The 23,256-nt window shown below is 51.0% G+C and carries 18 protein-coding genes; 9 read left to right on the top strand and 9 right to left on the bottom strand.

All coding sequences use genetic code 11. The features are described 5' to 3' along the window. Positions 1–269 precede the first annotated feature (269 nt). Both JYB63_RS03125 and JYB63_RS03120 read right to left on the bottom strand, forming a co-directional pair. Positions 270–1,637 (bottom strand): penicillin-insensitive murein endopeptidase, encoded by a 1,368-nt coding sequence (locus tag JYB63_RS03125; RefSeq protein WP_205656348.1) that lies wholly within the window; start codon positions 1,635–1,637, stop codon positions 270–272. A 487-nt stretch (positions 1,638–2,124) separates the two neighbouring features. Further along, the gene (locus JYB63_RS03120; protein WP_205656347.1) at positions 2,125–2,550 is read right to left on the bottom strand and encodes a DUF1761 domain-containing protein; all 426 of its coding nucleotides are present in this window, start codon (positions 2,548–2,550) and stop codon (positions 2,125–2,127) included. Between the two features lie 398 nt (positions 2,551–2,948). Between JYB63_RS03120 and JYB63_RS03115 the strand changes: the two genes are divergently transcribed. Beyond that, the gene (locus JYB63_RS03115; RefSeq protein WP_205656346.1) at positions 2,949–3,839 is read left to right on the top strand and encodes an alpha/beta hydrolase; all 891 of its coding nucleotides are present in this window, start codon (positions 2,949–2,951) and stop codon (positions 3,837–3,839) included. A 173-nt stretch (positions 3,840–4,012) separates the two neighbouring features. After that, positions 4,013–4,915 carry a helix-turn-helix domain-containing protein gene (locus JYB63_RS03110; RefSeq protein WP_205656345.1) on the top strand — a complete coding sequence of 301 codons (903 nt, stop codon included), beginning with the start codon at positions 4,013–4,015 and terminating at the stop codon, positions 4,913–4,915. Positions 4,916–5,099: 184 nt separating this feature from the next. Here the strand turns inward: JYB63_RS03110 and fecE are convergent, their stop codons facing one another. From fecE to JYB63_RS03075, 7 genes are all read right to left on the bottom strand, one after another. Then, positions 5,100–5,870: a Fe(3+) dicitrate ABC transporter ATP-binding protein FecE gene (gene fecE, locus JYB63_RS03105; RefSeq protein WP_205656344.1), complete on the bottom strand. Its 771-nt coding sequence runs from the start codon at positions 5,868–5,870 to the stop codon at positions 5,100–5,102. Next, entirely contained in the window at positions 5,870–6,820 is a 951-nt protein-coding gene (locus tag JYB63_RS03100) for a FecCD family ABC transporter permease (RefSeq protein ID WP_205656343.1), read from the bottom strand. The genes fecE and JYB63_RS03100 overlap by 1 nt, the downstream gene beginning before the upstream one ends. Next, the gene (locus JYB63_RS03095; RefSeq protein WP_205656342.1) at positions 6,817–7,845 is read right to left on the bottom strand and encodes a FecCD family ABC transporter permease; all 1,029 of its coding nucleotides are present in this window, start codon (positions 7,843–7,845) and stop codon (positions 6,817–6,819) included. Before JYB63_RS03095 ends, JYB63_RS03100 begins: the two co-directional genes overlap by 4 nt. Continuing rightward, positions 7,842–8,780 (bottom strand): Fe(3+) dicitrate ABC transporter substrate-binding protein, encoded by a 939-nt coding sequence (locus JYB63_RS03090; RefSeq protein ID WP_205656341.1) that lies wholly within the window; start codon positions 8,778–8,780, stop codon positions 7,842–7,844. The genes JYB63_RS03095 and JYB63_RS03090 overlap by 4 nt, the downstream gene beginning before the upstream one ends. Positions 8,781–8,861: 81 nt before the next feature. Continuing rightward, positions 8,862–11,279, bottom strand: a complete 2,418-nt coding sequence (locus JYB63_RS03085; RefSeq protein WP_205656340.1) for a TonB-dependent siderophore receptor — start codon at positions 11,277–11,279, stop codon at positions 8,862–8,864. Positions 11,280–11,393: 114 nt separating this feature from the next. Next, the gene (locus tag JYB63_RS03080) at positions 11,394–12,392 is read right to left on the bottom strand and encodes a FecR family protein (protein ID WP_205656339.1); all 999 of its coding nucleotides are present in this window, start codon (positions 12,390–12,392) and stop codon (positions 11,394–11,396) included. Between the two features lie 13 nt (positions 12,393–12,405). Continuing rightward, positions 12,406–12,993, bottom strand: a complete 588-nt coding sequence (locus tag JYB63_RS03075; protein ID WP_205656338.1) for an RNA polymerase sigma factor — start codon at positions 12,991–12,993, stop codon at positions 12,406–12,408. 125 nt (positions 12,994–13,118) lie between these two features. Between JYB63_RS03075 and JYB63_RS03070 the strand changes: the two genes are divergently transcribed. The 7 genes from JYB63_RS03070 (at position 13,119) to JYB63_RS03040 (ending at position 23,220) form a co-directional block, all read left to right on the top strand. After that, entirely contained in the window at positions 13,119–14,342 is a 1,224-nt protein-coding gene (locus JYB63_RS03070) for an ATP-grasp domain-containing protein (protein ID WP_205656337.1), read from the top strand. Then, positions 14,339–16,156, top strand: coding sequence for an IucA/IucC family protein (locus JYB63_RS03065; protein WP_205656336.1), 1,818 nt, complete (start codon positions 14,339–14,341; stop codon positions 16,154–16,156). The genes JYB63_RS03070 and JYB63_RS03065 overlap by 4 nt, the downstream gene beginning before the upstream one ends. A gap of 8 nt (positions 16,157–16,164) precedes the next feature. Beyond that, positions 16,165–17,364: a type III PLP-dependent enzyme domain-containing protein gene (locus JYB63_RS03060; protein WP_205656335.1), complete on the top strand. Its 1,200-nt coding sequence runs from the start codon at positions 16,165–16,167 to the stop codon at positions 17,362–17,364. Next, positions 17,361–19,211: an IucA/IucC family protein gene (locus JYB63_RS03055; RefSeq protein ID WP_205656334.1), complete on the top strand. Its 1,851-nt coding sequence runs from the start codon at positions 17,361–17,363 to the stop codon at positions 19,209–19,211. Before JYB63_RS03060 ends, JYB63_RS03055 begins: the two co-directional genes overlap by 4 nt. After that, positions 19,212–20,420 (top strand): MFS transporter, encoded by a 1,209-nt coding sequence (locus JYB63_RS03050; protein ID WP_205656333.1) that lies wholly within the window; start codon positions 19,212–19,214, stop codon positions 20,418–20,420. A 218-nt stretch (positions 20,421–20,638) separates the two neighbouring features. Continuing rightward, on the top strand, positions 20,639–21,496 hold the full coding sequence (locus tag JYB63_RS03045; RefSeq protein WP_205656332.1) for a LysR family transcriptional regulator: 858 nt from the start codon (positions 20,639–20,641) through the stop codon (positions 21,494–21,496). A gap of 146 nt (positions 21,497–21,642) precedes the next feature. Continuing rightward, a complete protein-coding gene (locus tag JYB63_RS03040) occupies positions 21,643–23,220 on the top strand; it encodes an alkaline phosphatase family protein (RefSeq protein ID WP_205656331.1) in 1,578 nt (525 codons plus the stop codon). Positions 23,221–23,256 lie beyond the last annotated feature (36 nt).

Genomic DNA, 23,256 nt, shown 5'->3' with positions numbered 1-23,256 from the left:
ACTCAGGCTAAACGGTGTGGCTAGACGGTTATGGAGGATGTTTTGGGTTGGGTGGTTTTCGGATGGAAAGTTGCGGCCAATGGGCTTTTTTAAATGAGATGGTATGTGTAATTAATCTAGTTGGATGAGTGAGTGAGGAGTTGTGCCTGCCCGCTTAACTGGAAGAGCTTTCGGGCAGGTTGATGTCTGTGTTGTGTCAGGAGCAGAAATAGTTTGGCTTAACCTCCATTTCCGCTGAGAGGTAAGTCGCTCTTAAACTAATTGTCTGTTTATAATCTAATATGGAAATGATTTTTATGTCCATCTTCTTTCTTAAGCCTTCCCGAAATATTATTTTGAGAAGCCCATGTGTTCGCATCGTTTACAACATCTTCATCAGCATAGAATACTATTCTGGCCCCCCCAGATAAGAATCTTTTAGCTGTGGCTAGAGCTAATGTTTTGTTGTTGTTTGGTACATTTCCGACCTCTACTGGATCAATATCAGCATCTATTCCTTCTTTATGAGAAACATGAGGACTAATTCTTCCTCCATGTTCAAGCTGCATATCCCCAAAATAAAGCTTTTTCCCGGTGTCATTAAAATGCGTTAAAGAAACACTTTTTAAGAAATCTATGAGTCTTTGCTCGCCATATTTTCGCTCATCTTTTCCATATTTTTCATAAGGAAAAGAAGTTGATGGGCTGGGGAGTTTATTAAACGTTGGAAATGCTTGATATCCAGACTCTATATGAGTAACTACTTCTTGCGCTCTACCCGCAGCTTCCTGAATTCTTTGAGTTCTAGGGACTTTCTGTAAAAATGAGTTGAAGCTTGGAATCATTACTCGGGATACATGAACAACAATATCTCGAAACTTCTCATATCCAGTTTTTCCATTAATATTTTCCCATTCTCTAAAAGCATTTTCCGCAGCAGTATTTTCAGATATAAACTTTCTAGACTCGCTTTCTACATTTGCTTCTATTTGCTCGAATGATCTCCGAAATACATTGTTAGCTGAATTAAGAGCAGACGACAACGTTAAACTTAGGTTTTCTATTTGTTGAGATAAATTCCATATTTCTAAACTATATCCGGATGCGAAAGAATTATACTGAGAAAGGGCTAACAATACTGGAGTATAGTCCCTTGATGAAGGGCTTATTCGACTTGACTCTCTGTTTAGGGTATTCAATAAAGGTACAGCTTGATTTACATAGGAGCTGTAGTTGCTCTCAAAAATATTTATTCCTCGATTTATTTGGTTTATCCCATTACTAATCGAGTTTCGTAAAGCATTGAACTCATCTCTATTTGAAGATCCTATACAATAGTCACTTGGTAAAGTATTAAAATATCTAACAAAATTATTCCTCGCCCTAGTAAACTCCCCCATCTGTAAGCCTCTAGCACCAATTCCATTTATAGCGTTGGAAACAGACCTAGAGTAACCCTCTATATTTCTTCTATAGTTGTTAAGATCAGACTCAGGCGTTGGAGGTGAACAAGATGTTGCATTTAGCTCTGCATCTAGAATAGGTAAGACATAGTTAGAATTAGATTCTTTAGATAAGTCTGTCAGCTCATTTATACAAATAGCTAAATCATAAACGTCTTCAATCAGCGCACTAATTTTTAATCCATTTAAATTCATTTTACCGCTCCTTACTTTACCTAATTAACAACAATAGATTACTACTTCTACCAAGCTAATTTTTTATAAAAAGTATGCGCGTTTTTCTGCTAACCCAGAAAGTAAAATAGCTGTAAAAAATTGAACCTAAATATCTTTTAGACAGCACCGTCATTTTCTTCCGATAAAAACAAGCATGCGCATTTTGACGACTGACTGTGCACGTATTTTGGCACAGCAAGATCCTTAAGTGCTCAATATGTAACTGATTTAAGGAAAAGGCAAGGGTAAAAACGAGCTACAACAAGCAATGATATGACTCAACAAGATTAGCGTTACCTAAAGATACGTATATGCGGGCGGGTATTGATACATGTCCTCTTCTGGCTCATAGAGGTTACCAACGCCACCAAAAACTGCGGTTTTACAGTTGTGAGTGCTGTGCCATTCAAACACAAAAACAAGCACAGAAATACCTCAGATTGATCACTTGATCAGGCAAGCTTTGCTATGAAAATACGCCTATAACTGCACCCATTACAGCAAGTTCAACAACTCCATGGGCTGAGTTTATTAATGTTAGCTTCGATGGCACGCGGGCAAAGCTATTGTAGTAGCCCAGCGACAAGACAATAAATACTGCTGAGATCAGTACACCAAATAATGCCCCACTTAAAAGACCTGATATGTTTGCGGCTGCCATAAGCAATGCGATACATACAGCTTTCAATAGCCCTGAAATTAAAGAGATGACGAAAGCGCCACCAAGGCCTTCGGTATTGTCAGCCTCCTCTTTTGTGAGGCCTAAAGCTTTCGCCCATGCCTCACCAAAAACCGCCCAATGGTACCAGGCAAATCCAAGGACGTAGCTTGCAATGGCTGCAATTGCTACAGCCATGTAATTCAGGTTTTGTAATTCTGAAATCCAGTTCATATCTTTCCCTGACTTTTATTTTCGAAGCTTAATGCCGCCAACAGCGACAATGTAGTGTAGGTGCGAAGTGCCGGAAGCGAAAGCCTGCCCAGGCAGTCATTTTAATGGGGGGGCAGGTCTTTGCTTTAATTTGTCCTGATGATCTGGCAAAAAATCGAGTCCGCCCCTCTCCTCTCTTATGACCATGTGCTTCCTGAAACCGCTTCTAACTCACTTTCCCTGAACAATTGTATTTTTGTATACAAGAAACGTAATTATGTTTATTTAGTCCGGAATGGCTGGCCCCTAGAATGCTCTGCATACCGATTGATAACTGGCAGGGCCTCTTCTCCGTTAACTGCCCCAAACCTAAGGGTGATGATATGAGCATTAAAAGCGTAACCTTTAAATCATTTGGCGTGGATCTGGTGGGTAACCTGTACCTGCCTGAGGATTTTGATGCCAACAAAAAATACAAAGCCATTGTTGGTGCAAGCCCGTTTCCACAAGTTAAAGAACAGGTCTTAGGTACCTACGGTCCGGAAATGGCCAAAAGAGGTTTTGTGTTTTTAGCCTTTGATTATCTTGGGATGGGGGATTCGCCCGCTTTGGCCGGTGAGTTTAAACAGTCCCGCTACATGTTCAGGCTGATAGAAAATACCTGGGATGCCGTATCCTATTTAGGAACACTGCCTTATGTGGAAGAAATTTACGGCCTCGGTGTATGCCAGGGCGGATCAATTATTGCCTCAGCAGCAGTCACAGATCACCGAATTAAAAAACTCGCTACAGTTTCCGGCATGATGGCTGCAGATCCATTCCAGTGGACTGATAAAGACGTGGCACATCAAATGATTGCCGCTGCCAATATTTCAGCGCAGAAGATTTACGAAACCGGTGAGCCAGACTACGTTGCGCCTTTTGGCCTGAACGATGATCAGTCGAAAGAAGAGTTCGTCAGCGCGGCGGCCTATCCGGCCATGGCTGGTGAATCTTATGATTACTACGGAAGAGACGGTTTCCGGGGGCCCAAAGCGGTCGAAAACTTTTCCAATATGCATATAGGTGATCAGGCCATGCAGTCGCTGTTTTCGCTTTGCGAACACTATGCTGACAAGATTGTGCAACCCACCCTGGTTGTTTACGGTCAGGATGCGCCTACCGCGATTTGTTCAACTGCATTTATCGACCGACTGACCAATGACCCTGAAGTATCAGCATTTGGTGGATTCAGCCATGTTGATTTTTACTACAAGCCAGAGGCGGTAGAAAAATCTGCGGACACTGTAGCGGCTTTCTTCAATAAGTAATCCTTACTTTCCATGGAGCCCTGCTGCAGATGATTAACTCTGACAGGGCTACTTTTGAAAACAGGCTTCAATACCAAAAAGCATGTATCTTTAACGTTAGCGCTTATCCCAATATCAATTTTCAGCTGAGCTGATTAAGTTGCTGAATCGTATTCTGAAGTGACGGCAAGGCCATGACAGAGAAATTACACTTTTCAAATTTGCATGATTATCACCAGTTTCTGGGAATAGCCGCGCCGGAGCATCCTTTGTTTTCAGTGGTTAACATTCAATCGGATACCACAGATGAAATTAACTGTCCTGATACTGATCTTGAAATCAGTACTGATTTCTATGCGATAAGCCTCAAGCATATCCTGGAAGGAGCTATTTTCTACGGGCAGACTAAGTATGATTTTCAAAACGGATGTCTGATATGTCTTGCTCCCAGACAGGTCGTCCAGACGAAGGGCCTGAAGGTAAAATCCAGAGGTAAATTCGTACTGATTCATGAAGACTTTCTTCGCGGTACCCCGATCCAGAAAGATATAGAAGCGGCAAATTACTTTTCATATTCCGTTCACGAGGCACTTCACTTATCGCCACGGGAAGGGTCATTAATCAGCAGTATTCTCGATACGCTGGAACAAGAGTACGAACAGCATCACGACGCGTTCAGTAAAGAGATTATGCTTTCACAGCTGAAAACCTTACTTACCTATGCTGAACGTTTCTACCAGCGCCAGTTTCAGCAGAGAAAAGAAAGCCAGGTTACATCCCTGGAAAACCGTTTCAACGATGCCCTTAAAGTCTTTAACACAGATCATATGCCCACCGTTGAGGAGATTGCAGGAAACCTGCATATGACCCCGCGGTACCTAAGTGACGCACTCAAACTTGAAACGGGACATACGGCTTTGGAGAATATTCATATCTACCAGATAAACCGTGCAAAGAATTTATTGCTCGGGTCTGACGATTCAGTGGCGACGATTGCTTATGCTTTAGGATTTGAATACCCACAATACTTTTCCCGGCTGTTTAAAAATAAGGTAGGCGTGACTCCGACAGAATACCGTGAGCAGACTAAGCACTGATGGTTCTTCTAAAATTCAGCATCTATCTTAACATTCTGACAGACGCTGATTTGTATTGCTTAAGGCTCACCTATCGTCCCTTCTACCCCTTACAAATACTTAACCTCCATAGCGGGTCTGTATCTTTAACGTGCGGGTAATAATGAACTAAGTAACAACCGATAAGCTACGGCTGTGATACCCGTTACAACGCAAACAAACTGGGCGAACCAGACACCGGGTCGGGATGAATTTCTGCAGAGAGCGAGAACGTATCTTCCAGCAGTTCACGGGTGAAGATTTCTGAGGGTGTGCCTTGTGCCTGTAACCGCCCTTCCCTGAGTATGACCAATTCATCGCAATAGCGGCAGGCCTGGTTCAGATCGTGCAGTACGACAACGACGGTTTTCCCTTGTTTATTTAACTTGCGCATCAGTTGCAGCAGTTCGACCTGATGGGCGATGTCCAGCCAGGTGGTGGGTTCGTCGAGCAGTACCAGATCGGTCTGCTGGGCAAGGATCATGGCGATCCAGGCGCGCTGGCGCTGGCCGCCGGAGAGCTCGGCAACGGTCTGGCCGGCCTGATCAGTCAATCCTGTTTCCGTCAGAGCTGCGCTGACGATGTCTTTATCATCTGCACTGAGACGGCCCCAGCGGTTTCCCCAGGGAGCTCTGCCGTAGCCCACAAGGTCTTGCACACTGACGCCTTCAGGGGTTACCGGAGCCTGTGGCAGCAGTGCCATCTTCTGTGACAGCTGACGGGTGTTTTGATGGTGAACACTGTTGCCCTGCAGAGTGATTTCCCCCTGCTGCGGCTGCAGTATCCGGGCGATACATTTAAGTAAGGTGGATTTCCCGCAGCCGTTAGGGCCGATGAGGGCGGTGATTTTCCCCTGAGGGATAGTCAGATTAAGGTTTTGCAGTACCGGCCGGTCCCCATAGGTGAACGACAGGTTATTTATACTCAGATATGCCATTACCAGCCTCGGTAGCGGGTTAACAGAAACAGAAAATACGGGGCACCGATCAGTGATGTGAAGACCCCTGCTGGCAGTTCCAGTGGTGCGGCAAGGGTTCGGGCCAGAATGTCAGCAACAAGTGCCAGTAATCCGCCGATCATAGCGGCGGCCGGTAACAGTCTCAGATGACTGCCCCCTGCTAGCAAGCGGGCCAGATGGGGCGCAATCAGGCCAACAAAGCTCAGGGTTCCGCACACAGCAACACTGATGGCCGCCAGTGCAACCGCTAACAGAAGTGCTGTTTTGCGGGTGTTCAGTACCCCGGCACCTAAACTTTCGGCGGCGTCATCCCCCAGAGTCAGCAAATCAAGCCGCAGTGCCAGCATCAGGCTGACCGGCAACAGCACCGCGAACCATGGCAGTAATACCCAGAGCTGATCCCAACCCCGGCCCCACAGGCTGCCGGTTAACCACACCAGAGCTGCATTGGTTTGTTGGGGATGGCTGACCAGCAGCCAGTCGGTTAACGCAGAAAGCCAGATGCTCAGGGCGACACCGGTCAGTACCAGCCGGGTTGGGCTCAGGGCATCGTTGCGTAACAGCCGGAGTAACAGCAACAGGGTTGCCAGCGCGCCGCCAATTGCTGCCGGAATCAGCCAGTGCAGTGACAGCTGCGGAAACAACAACAGTAACGCGGTGGCAGCCACAGCTGCTCCGGCACTGACGCCAATCAGGTCCGGTGCTGCCAGTGGGTTACGGACCACACCCTGTATCAGGCAACCCGACAGACCCAGTGCTGCTCCTGCCAGTATGGCGATCAGCACCCGGGCGAAACGTAAATCCCCGACGATCACATCCAGCGCCATGGCTTCATTGAAGCTGAGGCTGCCAAGATACAATCCGGCAAGCGCCCCAAGAAAGAGCAGCCCGGGCAGAATGACAGGTAACATCAGTTTTTGAGTGTTCATCGGCTATGCTCCCTGCGACAGCTGGCCAGCCAGATAAAACACGGTGCACCTAACAGTGCCGTTACCAGGCCTACCGGGGTTTCCGACGGAAATGCCATATAACGGGAGATCAGATCGGCCCAGCTCAGCAGGCCTGCCCCCAGTAACCCGCAGAACGGCAGCAATATCCGGTAGTCGTGACCGACAATATTTCGGCCCAGATGGGGAATAAGCAGGCCAACAAAGGCAATTGGCCCGGTGATCGCAACACAACTGGCTGTCAGCATGATGACTGCCAGTGAAGCCCAGAGGCGAATCTGTAATGCCGGTGCGCCCAGCCCGGTTGAAATTTCATCCCCCAGTGCCAGCAGATTAAGTTTCTGGCTGAGGAGCATTGCCAGCAAACCGCCTGAGAGTAACCATGGCCACAGTTGCTGCCAGTGGTCCCAGCCTGTATCGGTCAAAGATCCGGCCAGCCATGACAGCACCCCCTGAGACTGTTCATCCAGAATCAGTAATGCCCGGGTCAGTGCCAGTAATAATGCACTTAAGGCAACGCCGGCCAGTACCATCCGGGTGGGATGCAGCCGGCCACTCAGGCCACCGCCCAGCGCCAGTACCAAAATACCGGCGAGCGCGGCCCCAAGGGCTGTGCTGATGATCAGGGGTAACTCGCTCAACAGCGGAAGCACACCGGTTTGTGCCAGTACCATCATGCAGGCGGCTCCGGCATTAATGCCAAACAGTGCAGGTGACGCCAGTGGATTGCGGGTCAGGCCTTGCATGAGTGCGCCGGCTATGGCCAGTGCTGCCCCAGCTCCTGCGGCGATCAGTACCCGTGGCAGCCTGACGGTGGCGATGAGCTGCGCTCCCAGATCACTGTTCAGGTTCTGCGACCCGAAGTACTGGGGCATATAACTAAGCAACACGTCGCTTAACTGTGAGAAATGCAGTTCAAAAGCCGAGCCTCCGACGGTGGCACTGGCAAGCCCGGCAAGCAGGAACAATGAAGCCAGCGGAAAGCTTAAATACACACGGGAGATCATTGTTGTTTCAGCGCCTTGCTCAGGTCCGCAGCTATCCGCTCTGCACCCATTACACCGCGGCCGAGTGCCCATACCTTAGGGTCCACCCGGACCTGATGGTCTGACTTAATCGCATTCAGGTGCTGCCACAGCGGGTGTTGCTGCCAGCGGTTGAGGATATCTGAGCCGCCCTGCGCTTCACTGTAGTCACCAATAATCAGCCATTGAGGGTTCATTTCCAGCAGCTGTTCGAAACCGATCTGGATGTATGCACGTTCATCGTTAACAGGCGTAGCATGCTGCAGCCCCAGCCGCCGCATCACTCCACTGGCAAAGGCTTTGCTGCCATGCAGGGTCATCGCCCGGTGGTTGGTAACTGCAAATAATAATGACTGGTTGTTAATACCGTCGCCGGCCCCTTCGGTGATCTGTTTACTTAAGGCATCCATACGCTGGTTATGCAGGGCCAGCGCCCGGTTAATCTCTTCGGGTTTTCCCAGTGCGGCACCAATGGTGACGGTATCTTCAAGTAAATCGCTGTATTCAGCACCATAACTGCGCAGTAACAGCGTTGGAGCGATTTTCTTCAGTTCTTTGTAAATGGCTTCGTGCCGGTATTTGTCCGCAATGATCAGGTCCGGTTTAAGGCTGGCAATGGTTTCCAGATCCGGCTGGCCACGCAGACCAACTGAGGTGTAGTCTTCCAGTTGCTGGCGGATTTCAGGCAAGATGCGTTCCGGGCGCTGGTCATCGGCAATACCCGTCGGGCTGATACCCGCCAGCACCACGGCATCAAGAAAGGAGTATTCCAGCACCACGATCCGTTGTGGTATGCCTTCAATGTTCAAGCCGTCTCCCTGATCCGTCACTGTGCGTGCAGAGCTATACAGAGACAGCAGCGTACAGACGCAAAGCAGTAAAACCCGTAAAACCGGGGCGTTAATAAAATATCTCATGGGCGTATCCGTTCAGCGTAAAACAGAGGCAGCCCGCACGCTGAAAGCGCCGGGCTGCTGGGTGCTTAACTGATGTAAAGATCAGAATTCCATTTCCAGTTCCAGATAAGCGGTTGTCGGTGCCCCGGGGCTGATGCCGGCACCGTATGGCTGATCAGGACCACTCAGAGAATAATACTTCTCGTTGAACAGGTTCTTGATGCCAAAGGATACCCGGGTGGCTGGCTGGAACTGATAGCTGGCGCGGGTATTCCAGATAACAAAACTAGGCATCTCACCGCGGTAGTATGTGTCGTTCACTACCGTCAGTTCTTCGGTGTTTTCGTTATCTGTGTACTGTTTGGACTGGGCGTACGCTTCCAGGTTGTAGGTCCATGGCCCGGTTTCGTACTGCATACCCAGGTTACCCACCCAGTTAGAGTAGTACGGCAGGTCATTACCTTTTACGTCCCCTTCTTTGAACTCCGCTTCGGTATACGCCAGGTTACCGTATACGCTCATACCGGTGTTCTCAAACGCATAGGCTGCGGCCATTTCAAAGCCGTAATGCTGGGTTTCACCTTTGTTGACGTGGTGCTCAAGGGTGTCATCCCACTGCAGTTTGTTATCGAAGTTGATGTTAAACAGGGTCAGTTCGGCGCTCAGGCCACCTTTCTGGTAGCGGCTACCCAGTTCAATGGTCTTGGCGATTTCCGGCTCAAGATCGTTGTCGGTGGTATCTGCCAACTGCAGGTGCTGCAACGTACCGAATGAAGTGTTGTAGTTAGCAAACAACGTGACTTCCGGTGAAAGCAGGTAGCTGGCACTCAGAGATGGCAGAACCTCGGTGTAGCTTTGTTCGTTTTTGAAGTCGTTGGCTACGTTTTTACGGATCTTGCTGTCACGGAATACTTCAACATCTTCCACACGTACGCCCGGGGTAACGATCCAGTCACCAAAGCTGATACGGTCATCTACATACACTGCATGCGCGGTGGTGCCTGCTTCATCCTTGGTGCGCAGCACGCCGGTCACCGTTCTTGGATCGCTGCCTGCTGCAAAGCCGTTCCAGCGGTGACGGGTCAGGTCGGCTTCTTCCTTGATAAAACGGTAACCCACGGAAACTTCGTGTTCTGTGTCCCCTGCTTCGAATACCTGACTATAGCGCGGCTCTACGCCGTAAACGTCGTATTCACGGTCCCATTCGTCGTAGCGCTGGCGGTTATCCGGGTTAAATTGCAGGCCATATAAACGGGAGGTGTTTGAAGCAAACGCCTGCACTTCGAATTCCTGGGTATCGCTGATGAAGTTGGTGTATTTCACCCGGGCTTCAGTGCGGTCACCGTCGAAGTGATTATTGTCATAACGGGACTGATATCTGTCTTCCGCATACTGAGCTTCGTTCAGGCCGCCAGCAATATCCGTTTCAGCCTGGAAACGGCGAATGTGCCCTTCCAGTTTCTGATTATCGTCCAGCCAGGTTTCAGCTTTGATCATCAGATCATCGATGCTTTCATCGGAGTTTTCCCGGTAGCTGCTGCCATGACTACCGGAATACATCAGTGCCAGCCCACTGCTTTCACCGGTAGCACCGCCAATAAACAGGTTGGTCTGTCCGAGCATGCCGCCCCGGCCGTCATCAACTGCACCTTCGGTACGCAGTTTCAGGCGAGTGGTGAGTTCTTCCGGAATTTCCGGTGTTACGAAGTTAATGATACCGCCCACGTTTTGTGGCCCGTAACGTACCGAGCTACCACCCTTAACCACATCAATGGCTGCAAGGTTGCCCAGGCCAACCGGCGCAATAGACAGCTGTGGCTGACCGTAAGGGGCAAATGCCAGTGGCATACCGTCCAGCAGGATGGTGGATTTCTCAGAGAAACGGGATTTAAGACCCCGTACACCCACACTCAGTGCATGGTTGGCACCGTAACTTTCTGAAGGGATACGTACCTGTACCCCTGGGATCTTGCGGAAGGCCTCAGTCAGGGATGATGCTCCGGATTTTTCGATCTCTTCAGCCGTAAGGATATTCCGGGCACCGGGGAATTCGTGCACGGTTGTTTCGCCTACGTTGTCCAGCCAGTTACCGGTTACCACCATAGATTCGGGCCTGACTAAGGGCAGATCACTGCTGCCCTCCCGCAAGGTCAGCGTGTTGCCATTATCAACCTGATAGGTATAGCCGGTGCCTTCAAGCAGTTGTTCCAGTGCGGCTGTCACGGTCATATCACCGCGTATAGCACTGGCATTCACATTGCTGAACTGTTCCGGTGGCAACAGAATTACCAGCCCGGCCCGTTCTGCCAGGTCAGTAATGGATACATTCAGAGGCTGGGCCGGAATATTCCAAGTGTAGTTTTGCTGCAGATTTGCATCCGCTGCGGTTACCTGCTGAACGGGTAACGCCGCAGCCAGAACCGTCGAGCAGAATACGCCCCGGGCGAGGAGCTGTTTGTAGTTTGATTTGTGGCATGCCTGCATAGCGGTGTACAGGGCTGTGAAACGCGGAAGGGTCATCCGGTACTCCAAATTGTCTTACTGCTTATGAATGCAAATCGTTGTCATTCAGATTATTTGTACTAATAAGACGGAGCGGCCCGGAATAACCCAACCTGTTTTTGTAAAAAAATTTTAATAAAGCAAAATCAGCTGATCTGAAACCTTGGTAAACTCCAGCTTTAATGCGCCCTGCAGCACTTTCATAACGGTTTCAAGATTATTCAACGGCAAGGTTCCCTGCAGGGTTTGATCCCTCAGTTCAGGGTTAGCAATACGGAATGCCGGCGCATAGTTACGGTTCAGCAGTTCAACCACATCAGTGAGTGGCATACGGTCGAGACGCACGATATTGCGTTTCCAGCTGGGCAGATACGGGTAGTCCCCTTTCAGCAGCCGGTGTTTACCTGTGCCGTCCCATTCAACCCGCTGACCGGCATTAATGATCAGTGTTGCCTGGTCATCAAGGTCAAGCTTCAGCGTGCCTTCGGTCAACGTGGTCTGGATGTTGTCATCCAGCAGCCGGATATTGAAGGCAGTACCCAGAGCCTGAGCGGTCTGATTTTCTGACCGCACCCGGAATGGCCGCTCTGGGTCACTGGCTACTTCAAAGAACACTTCGCCGTACAGCAGTTCGATGTGCCGTCCGGTGGATGAGTAATCAACATTCACGGCGGACTGTGCACTGAGGTGCAGCTTGCTGCCGTCATCAAGTTCGACGATGCGCTGCTCAGCCGTCGCGGTTGAATAATCAGCGGGCTGCCAGATATGTACCGGGGTTAACACTGCCAGGAGTGCCATACAGGCAGCAAGAGCAAACCCTTGCACAAAGCGCTTCACATAAGCACTCTTACCTTCTGTTTTTAAATGGCTTTCTTGTTTTATGTCTGCGAGTGATACAACATCAGAAGCAGGTTTTACCGCTGTTGTTCCGTAAGCTTCCGGCGTCAGCTGATCCATTTCCTGCCACAGGGAAAGCACTTCAAGATAGGCGTCTTCATGGTCTGGATTGCTGTCAAGCCAGTGTTGAAACTCTTCCAGCAGCTGTGCATCTTCACTGTTTTGCAGTTTTAAAAACCAGTCGCTGGCTTGCTCGAATACCGGGCTGGCAGGCTGTAGTTCTTGTCTTGTCATTGTTGTTCCCAAACTAGTGCGATTCTGAGATCAGTGCTGTACGACACTTTTGCAGAGCTGTTTTCAGATGTTTCTCGACCATTGTCTGAGATATCTCCATTTCTCTGGCGACCTCTTTCAGGGTCATTTCCCGGTACTTGGCCAACATCAGCGCTTCCTTAGCCCGGGGCGGTAAATCAGCAACGGCACACTTAAGCTGCTGCAGCCGTCGTTCTTTAATCAACTGGTCCAGATGTTCCGGATCTGCAGCCATCAGTTCTGTGTCCACTTCTTCCATATCCGCTGCCGGCCGGATTTTTTGCTGGCGTAAATAGTCCAGCGCCAGGTTTCTGGCCGTCTTGATGAGGAAAGGTCTGGGTTTTCGAATTGCGCTGATTGCTGGCAGCTTGGACACCCGGATGAAGGTATCGTGCAGCAGTTCTTCAGCTATGTCCCTGTCTTTAACCATTGATTGCAGATGCAGCAGCAGGTCTTGCCGGTAGGTTGTATATAACGTGCTGACATCTGCCCTGTTCTGTAGTTTGCCGGATTCGTCCTTCTGCCCGCGAGCATCCCCTGCTTCATCCTGATGCAGTGGTGAATCACAAAAAAAACTATTCATTTTATGGTTTGCCCAGGTTGGGTAATTTCTCAGTGAGGCGTCATTGTAATCGTTAATAATAATAATTCGCAATTATACATAGATCTGTTTTTTATTATTTCCATACAAAATGCCCGGAGAATCCGTTGAAAAACTACTTTGTCATTGTGGCCCACGTGCCCACAGCATCCGTTACTGAAGGCTTTATTCCTGAGTTACGCCAACGTGAACAACCTCTGATTGTTGTGACCGATCAGCCTGAACGTCATCAGGCACTGGTTGATGAAGGAATACTGGATGCCAGTGAGATCCTGCCTGCAGACGTATTTAATCCGGTCGCGGTACTGAATATTCTTAACCAGCACTTTATTGAACCGGCAGCAGTGTTTACCAACAGTGATCATCTGCAGACATCTGCTGCCATCGTCGCGGATTATTATCAGTTACCGGCAAAAGACTGGCACGCCTGTTACCGTGCCAAAAATAAGCTGGCAATGCGGCGGGCCATACAGGCCGCCGGGCTCGATTCGCTCTGGTTCAAGCCGGTATCGGATCAGAAAGACCTTGCCGATTCAGCCATCCCCTTCCCCTGTATCGCTAAGCCTGTTGAAGGTGTGGCCAGTGAAAATGTCAGCCTGGTCAACAGCGAAGCTGAATTGCAGGCTATCTGCTCAGCTTTCTGGGAGCGTAATCCCGGCCAGGCACTGTTACTTGAGGAGTTTATTGAAGGGCCGCTGCGCACCCTAGAAACATTGGGTGATGGCCAGGAAATACAGGTACTGGGAAGCTTCGAAACCTTCCTGTCAGAACCGCCCTACTTTATCGAACTGGGCCAGACGTTTAACCGCGAGTTACCTGCGGATGTACTTGAGCCGCTGCTGGCCCAGATCCGTGCGGTCGGTGTTGGCTTTAGCAGTTGTCATACCGAATTTGTCATTACAGAACGTGGACCACGGCTGATTGAGATCAATTACCGCAATATCGGTGATCAGTCTGATTTCCTGATGTCTCAGGCCCTGCAGTACAATCTGTTTGCTGCGGTGATAGACCTTTATCTCGGTTTACCTATGCCTCTGGCACCTGCAGATTCGCACTACGCCCAGATTCATTGTCAGATTGCTGACCGCAGCGGCCAGATCACCTCCGTTCCTGAAAGTCGTTCTGTCGAGCGTGACGGCTGCAAGGTGTACTACGAACCCCTTTGTGTCGCCGGACAGCACCACCGCCTTGATAATTCCAACCGTGATTACCTGAGTATTTTCCGGGGCACCGGGCCTTCAGAGTCTGTTCTCAGCCAGGTGATGCGGGATCTGATGGATGAGTTCGCCGTCCGCTTTAATGATGAAACCGTTGCGCAGGTGGCACCATGAACGCATTTAACAGTTCCCTGAGCCCCTCTTACGATGATACGACAACTCTGCTGCCCGGTGGCCGGGCACGCCGGGATGCTGAGCGCAGCGCTATCCGTACCTTGCTTAACTGCTACCTGCGGGAAGTGGCGATTCCCGGTGGCACCTTAATTACATCTCCCGGGGCACACATTTTACAGACACTGCCTCTGGGCTGGCGGCAGAAACAGCGCAGCCAGCGCTGGTTACTAATCGATTTACAGCACAGCCGCCAGCAACTGATGGTTGCTGTGAGCCGCCATACTTTGCTGGGGAATTATCGCTATGCGTATCCGGTGCTGGGACGTAGCACCGCTGGAGACGGCGCTGCCTGGGCAGAGCTGGATGCCATGCAAATGACCACCTGGCTCGTGGCGGATTTATGTGATGCTGAAGGTATGCCTTTTAATCTGGAGTTCACTCAGCAAATCAAACTTAGCCTAGAAAATACGGCCAATATTCTTGCCCATCGGTTACAGCACCCTCCCGGCACCGATGCGCCGCAAGATCTGTATTTGTTTTCTGAGCAGTCGCTGGCGTTCGGTCATGCATTCCATCCAACCCCGAAAAGCCGCCAGTGGCACGCTGACGGTGCTGAAGCCGGTTACGCGCCGGAGTACCGCAGCTACTTCCAACTGCACTGGTTCAAAGTACCCCGAACACTGCTGCGCTGTGAAACCGTTGAGCCACTGTCTCCTACTCAGTTACTGGCGGACATCGCCCCAGCAGATATCTGGACTGCTGATGATGAATGCCTGATCCCGGTGCATCCGGAGCAGGCGCAGTATGTGTTGTCTCTGCCGGTTACGCGGCGGGCTGTTGAGTCCGGAACCCTCGAATACCTTGGCTCAGCCGGGGATGAATATGCTGCAACGGCTTCTGTCAGAACCCTGTACAACCGGGACACACCCTGGTTTATCAAAGGCTCGCTAAATGTGCGTATTACGAACTGTGTCCGTAAAAACGCCATTTATGAACTGGAAACAGCCCTCGCTCTGAACAGCCGGCTGACAGAAATAAAAGCGGATCTGCAGAGCCAGCATCAGGGTTTCCGGCTACTTGAAGAGCCGGGATTCATGACGGTTCAGTTACCTGGCCTGGACAGCGCCGACAATACCCTTATTCAGGAAGGCTTTGGTGTGGTGTTCCGCGAGAACATCAACCGGGTACTGTCAGACGGCGAGCAAGCTGTCATGGCCGGTGCATTATTCCAGGAAGGTAACCCGTTACGGGACGCCGTCCGCATTCCCAACAAGGCACTTTGGCTACAGCACTATGCTGAGGCAATTGTCCTGCCGATGCTGCATGCTTTCTTTGCATACGGGGTGATTTTCGAACCACATCTGCAGAATACCGTCATCTGCCTGAAGGATGGCCTACCTTCCGGGGTAATCGTACGGGACTTCGAAGGCGTAAAGCTGGTTGACTCCCGCTGGTCTGACGCCGACCTTAAAGAACTCAACGACCGGGCGCGGCAATCGGTTCGCTACAGCTTTACACAGGGCTGGAACCGGGTCAGATACTGCCTGCTGATTAATAACCTTTCTGAGGCGGTAAGCTTTCTGGCGGATGATAACCCGCAAACCGAGCAGCAACTGTGGCTGATTATCCGCGAGGTTATCAGTGCCTATCTGAACAGTACTGAGAACGCACTGGCACGGGAACACCTGACAGCCCTGTTAAACGGTGAAGCCATTCCCAGCAAAACCAACCTGCTGGTACGCATCAAAAAGCACCCGGACCGCCAGGCTGGTTACGTATACCTGAACAGTCCTTTCGCCATCGCTAAGCATTGAGAATAACAGTGATTAAACTGACCGAAACTATCCGGCAGGCCGCACTTGGCCTGCAGAAAGCCAGTGCAGAACCACTGGCGGCCTACATTTATGATTTACCGGCGTTACGCAGCCATTTAGAGACGATCCACCGGGATATGCCCAATAACGTGGAGCTGTTCTTCGCGGTTAAAGCTAACCCCGATACACGGATTCTTGAACAGGTTGCACACTTTACTGCCGGGCTGGAAATTGCCTCTGGTGGTGAGCTGGAACTGATTCAGCCCTACCTAAAGGGGAAGCCTTTCATTTTTGGCGGCCCTGGCAAGCTGGATTCTGATATCGACAGCGCGATGGCCTGTGGCGTTGACTGCCTGCATGTTGAAAGCATCGGCGAATTACGCCGGGTTATCGCAATTGCAGAAAAACATAACAAAACTCAGTCTATTTTATTACGGATCAATCCGGTGTTACCGGACAGTATGCAAACCACACTAACCATGGCGGGACGGGCCACGGCATTTGGTATCGATGAAGCCGCCATCAGTGATGCTGTGCAGCTGGCGCAAAGCAGTGACCGTGTGGAACTGCTGGGTTTTCATGTTCATGCGCTGTCCCATCAGTTAGATGCCGGCCGGCACCTGCGGATGCTGGATTACCTGTTACATCATGTGACCGAGTTAGCGGCGGCACACAATGTTAACTTGCGCATGGTTAATCTCGGCGGCGGGATTGGCATCAACTACCGGGAAACCGATGCTCAGTATGTCTGGCCAGTGTTTGCAGACGGTATCCGGGAACTGGCATCCCGGCCTGCTTACAAACAGCTCAGGCTACGCTTTGAGATGGGCCGCTATCTTACCGCTGCCTGTGGCTACTATCTGATGGAAGTGCTGGATCTGAAAGAGAACCACGGTGAGCACTTTGCCATTTGCCGCGGCGGTACACACCAGTTCCGCTTACCCGCCGCCCAGGGCCACAGTCACCCTTTCGCGTGTCTGAATAATCACCGGCCGGGTGCAGACAGCCTGGACGATACGGAAGTGACCATCGCCGGCCAGCTTTGTACCCCAAAAGATATTATCGCCCGGCAAGCGCCTGTTAAACATATCGCGGTCGGCGACCTGCTGGTTATGCCACTGGCAGGAGCCTATGCCTGGAATATTTCCCATCAGCAGTTTCTGTGTCATCCGGCACCGGAGTTTCATTATCTGGAGTACAGCTTATGAATGCACCGGTGATGTCCGTACCCGTCACAGATCCGGCGTTTTCACAGGCCGGTCTGAATGGCTTGTTTCGCTTGTTGCGCTGCGTGCTGCGTGAGGAGCTGTTTGACTGGCAACCTCATGAACAGGGACTCTGCATGGAAGGCCCGGCTGGCAAGTTAGTCCTGCAACAACCTGAATATGACTGCCTTGATGGGCTTTTGCGCTATTCTGAATTGCTCTGGCAATCGGAAACACTGCAAAAGCCTGTGTGTGAGCCGGCGGAAGCGTTACAGAAAATGCTGGAAATCAGCGGCTACGTACCGCAACCGCAGGACGATCCCTGGCAACGCATTATCGATGAGCTGATTAACAGCCAGCAGAATGAAGCCCTCACCATTGCTTGGCAAGCACAACAGAATGACGCTATCCGGGCTGAATGTCTGGCCAGTAATTTAAACAGCCTGTTAGCGTGGAGCCGTTTTGCCGCAGCTGTTGAGTACAGAGAAGTAGGCAACAGTTCAATTCTGATCGAACAGTGGGCTGCTGCCGGCCACCCGTACCATCCGGGCAGTAAAACCAAGCTGGGCTTTTCTGAACAGGAAGTGCTTCGCTATGCGCCAGAGTTTGGTAATGATGTACCGCTGACGCTGATTGCCATACACCAGTCGCTCCTCAAGGTTTCTTCACTCTGTCCGGATTTAAATTACCGGGCATGGTTTCGTCGCCATTATCCGGACTGGTACGGGGAATGGTTACTGCAGTTTGAGGCATCAGACGCTGATAATTACCTGCCAGTACCGGTACACCCATGGCAGTTAAAGCATCGCCTGCCGGAGCTGTTTGCAGATGAAATACGCAACGGACTGATTCGGTTAAACGGCCCTGAGTTTTCAGCACTGGCAACGCTTTCCTGCCGTACTCTGGCGCCGGGGCTGGATTGTGATCAGCCCTATATTAAGCTGCCGGTGGCTGCGCAGATGACCAGTTCGATGCGTAATCTGTCGTCTTCATCCGTTGATAATGCTCCCCGTATCGGCGCTATTTTGCAGGATATTCTGCTGCACCGTCCGGATATCGCCGGCGCATTACGGTTCCAGTGGGATGATCTTGGTCTGCATACCTGTGTTGATACCGCTGAACGGGATCATGACAGGTATTTATCTGTCATTTTCCGGCGCAATCCGGCCACTGTTCTGCGTCATGACGAGCACGGGGTTGTCATTGCTGCCCTGTTTCAGACCAGCCCGATAACCGGCTTTCCCCTTTACCTGGAACTGATGCAGCAGGCTGGCGTTAATAATTATCGTCAGGCGGTTGAGTGGTTCAGCAAATACATCAGCACACTGTTTACTGCAGTGATCGATTTGTATCTTGAATACGGTCTGGCACTGGAAGCCCATCAGCAGAATATGCTGGCGATCTTCACGGAAGCCGGCGAACTGCGCGGCTTTATACATCGTGATGTGGGTGGCATTTGTTTGTACACGGAGGCGCTTGCCAAACAGGGCTGGCCGGTGAACTTCACGGATTCAGCGGTACTGGTAGACAGTTATGACGCTGCCCGGAAAAACCTTTCTCACACGGTGATGCAAAGCCATATCGGTGAGTTAATCAAACTGCTGGATGGCTATTACGGTTTAACGGCCGGTAACCTGTGGCAACGGGTGTCTGCTCTGCTTGAGCAACATTTACAGCGTACCTGCAGCCGTCTTGAGAACGGCGAGGCGATTCTGGAACAGGAAATGGAGGCATTCTTCCGGCAGCCTTGGCCCGCAACTGCGTTTATTCGCATGCGGCTGCAGGATCAGTCTGAGTATACCCGAAGTCAGGAGATCCCTAACCCGCTGACTGAAGGTGTTGTTCTGTAAATGTTGAATTGGAAAAAGCAGGTCTGGCTACTGTGGTGTTGCCAGCTTATTTCGATTGCGGCCATGGAAATGAGTGAGCCTTTCTGGCCACTGTTCCTGCGACAGCTCAGACCGGAAACCGTCAATATAACCGTTTGGAGTGCGATCATTTATGGCGCCCCCTTACTGGTTTCCGGTTTAGTCGCCCCCTACTGGGGGAAGCTGGGTGACCGCTATGGCCATAAAAAAATGGTTTTAAGGGCCTCGCTCGGGCTGGCCATCACACAGGGGTTACTGTTTTTCTGCACGGAACTGTGGGAAGTCTTGGCATTACGGTTGCTCCAGGGGGCGCTGGCGGGAATTATTACCGCGGTACTGTGTTTTGCTAACAGCATTACACCCACTGAGAAGCGCTCTGCCGTCATCGGTAAATTAACCTCGGCTACCGCTGCCGGGGCGATTTTAGGCCCGGTAATCGGCGGCGTACTGATTCAGTGGCTCAGTTTTTCTGCGCTGTTTGCCACCGCATCAATGGCCTGTCTGCTGATTGCGCTGGTGCTGGCTGCAGGGCTAAAACAGCCGCCCCTTTCTGCTTCCGGTGAACAGAAGAAAAAGCACCGGCCGGACAGTGTCCCGTCATTAAACACGCAGTTAATCGGTCTGGGATTGCTGGTCATTTTTCTGCTGCAAACGGCTAAGGCATTACCCAGTTCGTTCTTTGCCTTATATGCAGAGTCTTATCTGGAAATCACGCCCTTTATGACCGGTTTACTGTTCAGTTCAGCCGGTATCGGCATGATGCTGAGTGCGCCATTGTGGGGGAGTTACTTTGATAAATTACAGCAGGCCAGTAAGCCGCTGGTATTAGCGTTTATTACAGCCATCGCCGGCCTGTGTTACTTCCTGCACCTGCAGACGGACTGGCTGTTGCTGTTGCTGGTTCGCCTTGTCTGGGGGCTCTGTCTGGGGGCGATGCTACCCATGATCCAGGCACTGATGATTACCTTTGCGGAAGAATCCCGACAGGGGCTTTTGATTGGTCGCGCCCAGCGTAATATTAAAATCGGTAACCTTGCAGGTGTCAGCAGTGGTGCCCTGCTACTGGTTTGGTGGGATTATCAGACCGGCTTTACGGTAGCCGCAGCAGTATACCTGCTTGCTGCCAGTGTATTGATGATGGTCTGGTCCCTGCTTAACCGCAGTTACGAGCCTGTTCCGGCGGAACGTTGAACGCCAAAGTCTGACAGCAGGAAAGGCAACTGTAATACGGTTGTCTTTCCTTTCTTATCACTTCCTGTTCGCCTTTCCTTTTTTACCTGCGGCTACCTTCCTGCCTTTAAACGCTCCGTAACTTTGTACCTGGCTGTCTGTAATTTTATTCGGTTTAATGTCAGTTTTAGTGTTATATAACTTCTTAAAAATAAGACAAAAACTGTAAGCCTGAATTTATGAACACACAACCGCCTCTCCACTGGCTGCGGACCTTTGCCTGTGCCGCTCAGCAGAAGAGCTTTACTAAAGCAGCGCAAAGCCTGAACCTGACGCAGGCTGCGGTAAGCAAACAGATGCGCGCCCTTGAGCAGGCCCTTAATCAGCCTCTCTTTAACCGGGAAGCCCATGGGATCAGCCTCACTGAACTTGGAGAGCGTTATCTGATTGAGGTGCAGGCTGCCCTGAATACGCTGGACGGTGCCACCGAGGATCTGTTCGGTCTGCGGCAGCGCGGTGTGTTGCAGCTCAGAGTGAATATCAGTTTTGCTCACTGGGTGCTCAGCCCGCGGCTGGCGGATCTGTACCAGCGTTCTCCTGATCTGCAAATGGAGATGACCCATACGGTGTGGGACGTTAACCGCGAGCCAGTGGGCGGCGATATTGATATCCGTTATGGCATGGGCCCGTGGAAAGGCTTTAGCGCCATGCGCCTTACCCGTGATGAACTGTATCCGGCGGTGGGTACCGGTGTTGAGGATCATTCTAAACTGCCGCTGATAAACGTACTGGGCTACCGTTCCGGCTGGCAGTGGTACGCCAAGCAGACCGGCCAGCCGGAACTGCTGAACCGGCCACAGCGGTCCGTTGATAACTCCATCATTGCTTATCAGATGGCTGCCCAGGGCTTAGGAATCGTGCTGGCCCGCAGCAGCTTTATGGAACATCACTCAGCCAGCACCACCCTGGTTGATCTCGGTTTACCCCGCTGCGATACCGATGAAGGTTTTTTTGCCCTGTGTTCCGGGAGTTCGCAGCTACCACCCGCCGGCCGTGAAGTGTGGCGCTGGCTGGCAGATCAGTTTTCCGGCGTTTAGCGTTTCCCCGTGTAACGGTTTCAGGCAGGTGACGCCCGGTATTACATTCTGTTGAAGGTATTGTGACAACAGGTCACACCCCTTTTCTGTGGTATAGACCAGATGTATGATGCCGTTTAACGCTTCAGACTGTCCGGATCTTAATCATGATAAAAAACGTTCTGCTGATTACCGCTGACCAGTGGCGCGGTAGCTGCCTTTCTGCCCTTGGTCACCCTGTTGTTAAAACCCCTAATCTGGATCGACTGGCCAGTGAAGGTGTCACCTTTACCCGTCACTACTCTCAGGCTACGCCCTGTAGCCCCTCCAGAGCGTCAATTCATACCGGCATGTACCAGCATAACCACCGGGTTTGCCGTAACGGCACACCGCTGCACCGGCGCTTTACCAACCTGGCGCTGGAAGCCTGCAAACTAAACTATGATCCGACCCTGTTCGGCTATACGGATACCGCGCTGGATCCGGCGACCCTAGACGATAATTCACCGGATTTTCGCAGCTATGAAACCGTGCTGCCCGGATACAGTACCGGCGAATTACTCACGGAAGTGCCCCTGAACTGGTTCGACTGGCTGGCTGAGCAAGGCGTCAGTGTGCCGGATGCCAGTGACTTTCACAGTATTTATACGCCGCTGAAACAAGCAGATGAAGCTGACCGGGGCGCTACCTACGGAGTCCCCTGTTACAGTGCCGAGCAAACAGAAACTGCTTTTCTGCGGTTACAGGCGCAGGACTATATTACCCGACAGTCATCAAACCCCTGGTTTATTCATCTGTCCTGGATAAAGCCTCACCCGCCCTTTGTGGCCCCTGAGCCCTACAACAGCATGTATGACCCTGCGGATGTGGACATGCCTGTGAGGCACGAAAGCATTGAACAGGAAATGGCACAGCATCCTTACGTGGATTTTTACCTGCAAAACGCACTGTCACAGGAAAAATACTGGAATGTTATCGACGATAAAGGCCTTGGGCCGGATATGTCTGAAAAAGAATTGCGCCAGCTACGGGCCACCTACTATGGCCTGATGAGCGAAGTTGATGCCCAGTTCGGCGAACTTTATGCATTTCTTAAGGAACAAGGGCTGCTAGAAAACACCCTGATTGTATTCAGCAGTGATCATGGGGAGCAACTGGGGGACCATTACCTGTCGGACAAACAAGGCTTTTTTGATCAGTCTTACCACATTCCGCTGATCATCCGCGCTCCCGGCCATGAATGGGATGCCGGTCGTGGCCAGCAGGTTGACCGGTTTACGGAAAATATTGATATCATGCCCACGGTGCTGGATCTGCTGGGTGGCGATATTCCCCTGCAGTGCGACGGTTACAGCTTAAAAGCCTTTCTGGAAGGCCAGACAAATGTTAACTGGCGCTCCGCTGCCCACTGGGAACATGACTTCAGAGACATTGTCACCGGTGAGCCAGAATCACAGCTGGGGCTGAATCTGGATGAGTGCAGTCTGGCGGTTATCCGGGATGAAAAGTACAAATATGTACACTTTAACCAGCTACCGCCCCTGCTGTTTGATATGCAGGCTGATCCCGGTGAACTGAATAATCTGGCTGACAATCCCGATTATGCTCAGGTAGCGCTGAAATATGCGCAGCAAATGCTCAGCTGGCGGATGAACAGTAATGAACGTACTCTTACCGGTTGGCACTATCACCCGGAAGGCCCTTCTTACCGGGCGGATCATCAGCGGGGTAACCTTAAACGTTAAAGGTAGAATGACAGAACGGCGGGCAGACTGTATCTG

Origin of the sequence: Aliamphritea spongicola (genome assembly GCF_017051665.1) — a bacterium.
Lineage (GTDB): Bacteria > Pseudomonadota > Gammaproteobacteria > Pseudomonadales > Balneatricaceae > Amphritea > Amphritea spongicola.
Note: the sequence above shows the minus strand (reverse complement) of the source record. Positions and strands in the feature narration are given on the sequence as shown.

Bases quoted from the DNA above. Each gene is read 5' to 3' on its own strand.
- JYB63_RS03085 (WP_205656340.1), bottom strand. From the start codon at position 11,279: ATGACCCTTCCGCGTTTCACAGCCCTGTACACCGCTATGCAGGCATGC.
- JYB63_RS03100 (WP_205656343.1), bottom strand. From the start codon at position 6,820: ATGAACACTCAAAAACTGATGTTACCTGTCATTCTGCCCGGGCTGCTC.
- JYB63_RS03055 (WP_205656334.1), top strand. From the start codon at position 17,361: ATGAATGCACCGGTGATGTCCGTACCCGTCACAGATCCGGCGTTTTCA.
- JYB63_RS03090 (WP_205656341.1), bottom strand. From the start codon at position 8,780: ATGAGATATTTTATTAACGCCCCGGTTTTACGGGTTTTACTGCTTTGC.
- JYB63_RS03050 (WP_205656333.1), top strand. From the start codon at position 19,212: ATGTTGAATTGGAAAAAGCAGGTCTGGCTACTGTGGTGTTGCCAGCTT.
- JYB63_RS03125 (WP_205656348.1), bottom strand. From the start codon at position 1,637: ATGAATTTAAATGGATTAAAAATTAGTGCGCTGATTGAAGACGTTTAT.
- JYB63_RS03080 (WP_205656339.1), bottom strand. From the start codon at position 12,392: ATGACAAGACAAGAACTACAGCCTGCCAGCCCGGTATTCGAGCAAGCC.
- JYB63_RS03065 (WP_205656336.1), top strand. From the start codon at position 14,339: ATGAACGCATTTAACAGTTCCCTGAGCCCCTCTTACGATGATACGACA.
- JYB63_RS03120 (WP_205656347.1), bottom strand. From the start codon at position 2,550: ATGAACTGGATTTCAGAATTACAAAACCTGAATTACATGGCTGTAGCA.
- fecE (WP_205656344.1), bottom strand. From the start codon at position 5,870: ATGGCATATCTGAGTATAAATAACCTGTCGTTCACCTATGGGGACCGG.
- JYB63_RS03110 (WP_205656345.1), top strand. From the start codon at position 4,013: ATGACAGAGAAATTACACTTTTCAAATTTGCATGATTATCACCAGTTT.
- JYB63_RS03045 (WP_205656332.1), top strand. From the start codon at position 20,639: ATGAACACACAACCGCCTCTCCACTGGCTGCGGACCTTTGCCTGTGCC.
- JYB63_RS03075 (WP_205656338.1), bottom strand. From the start codon at position 12,993: ATGAATAGTTTTTTTTGTGATTCACCACTGCATCAGGATGAAGCAGGG.
- JYB63_RS03095 (WP_205656342.1), bottom strand. From the start codon at position 7,845: ATGATCTCCCGTGTGTATTTAAGCTTTCCGCTGGCTTCATTGTTCCTG.
- JYB63_RS03040 (WP_205656331.1), top strand. From the start codon at position 21,643: ATGATAAAAAACGTTCTGCTGATTACCGCTGACCAGTGGCGCGGTAGC.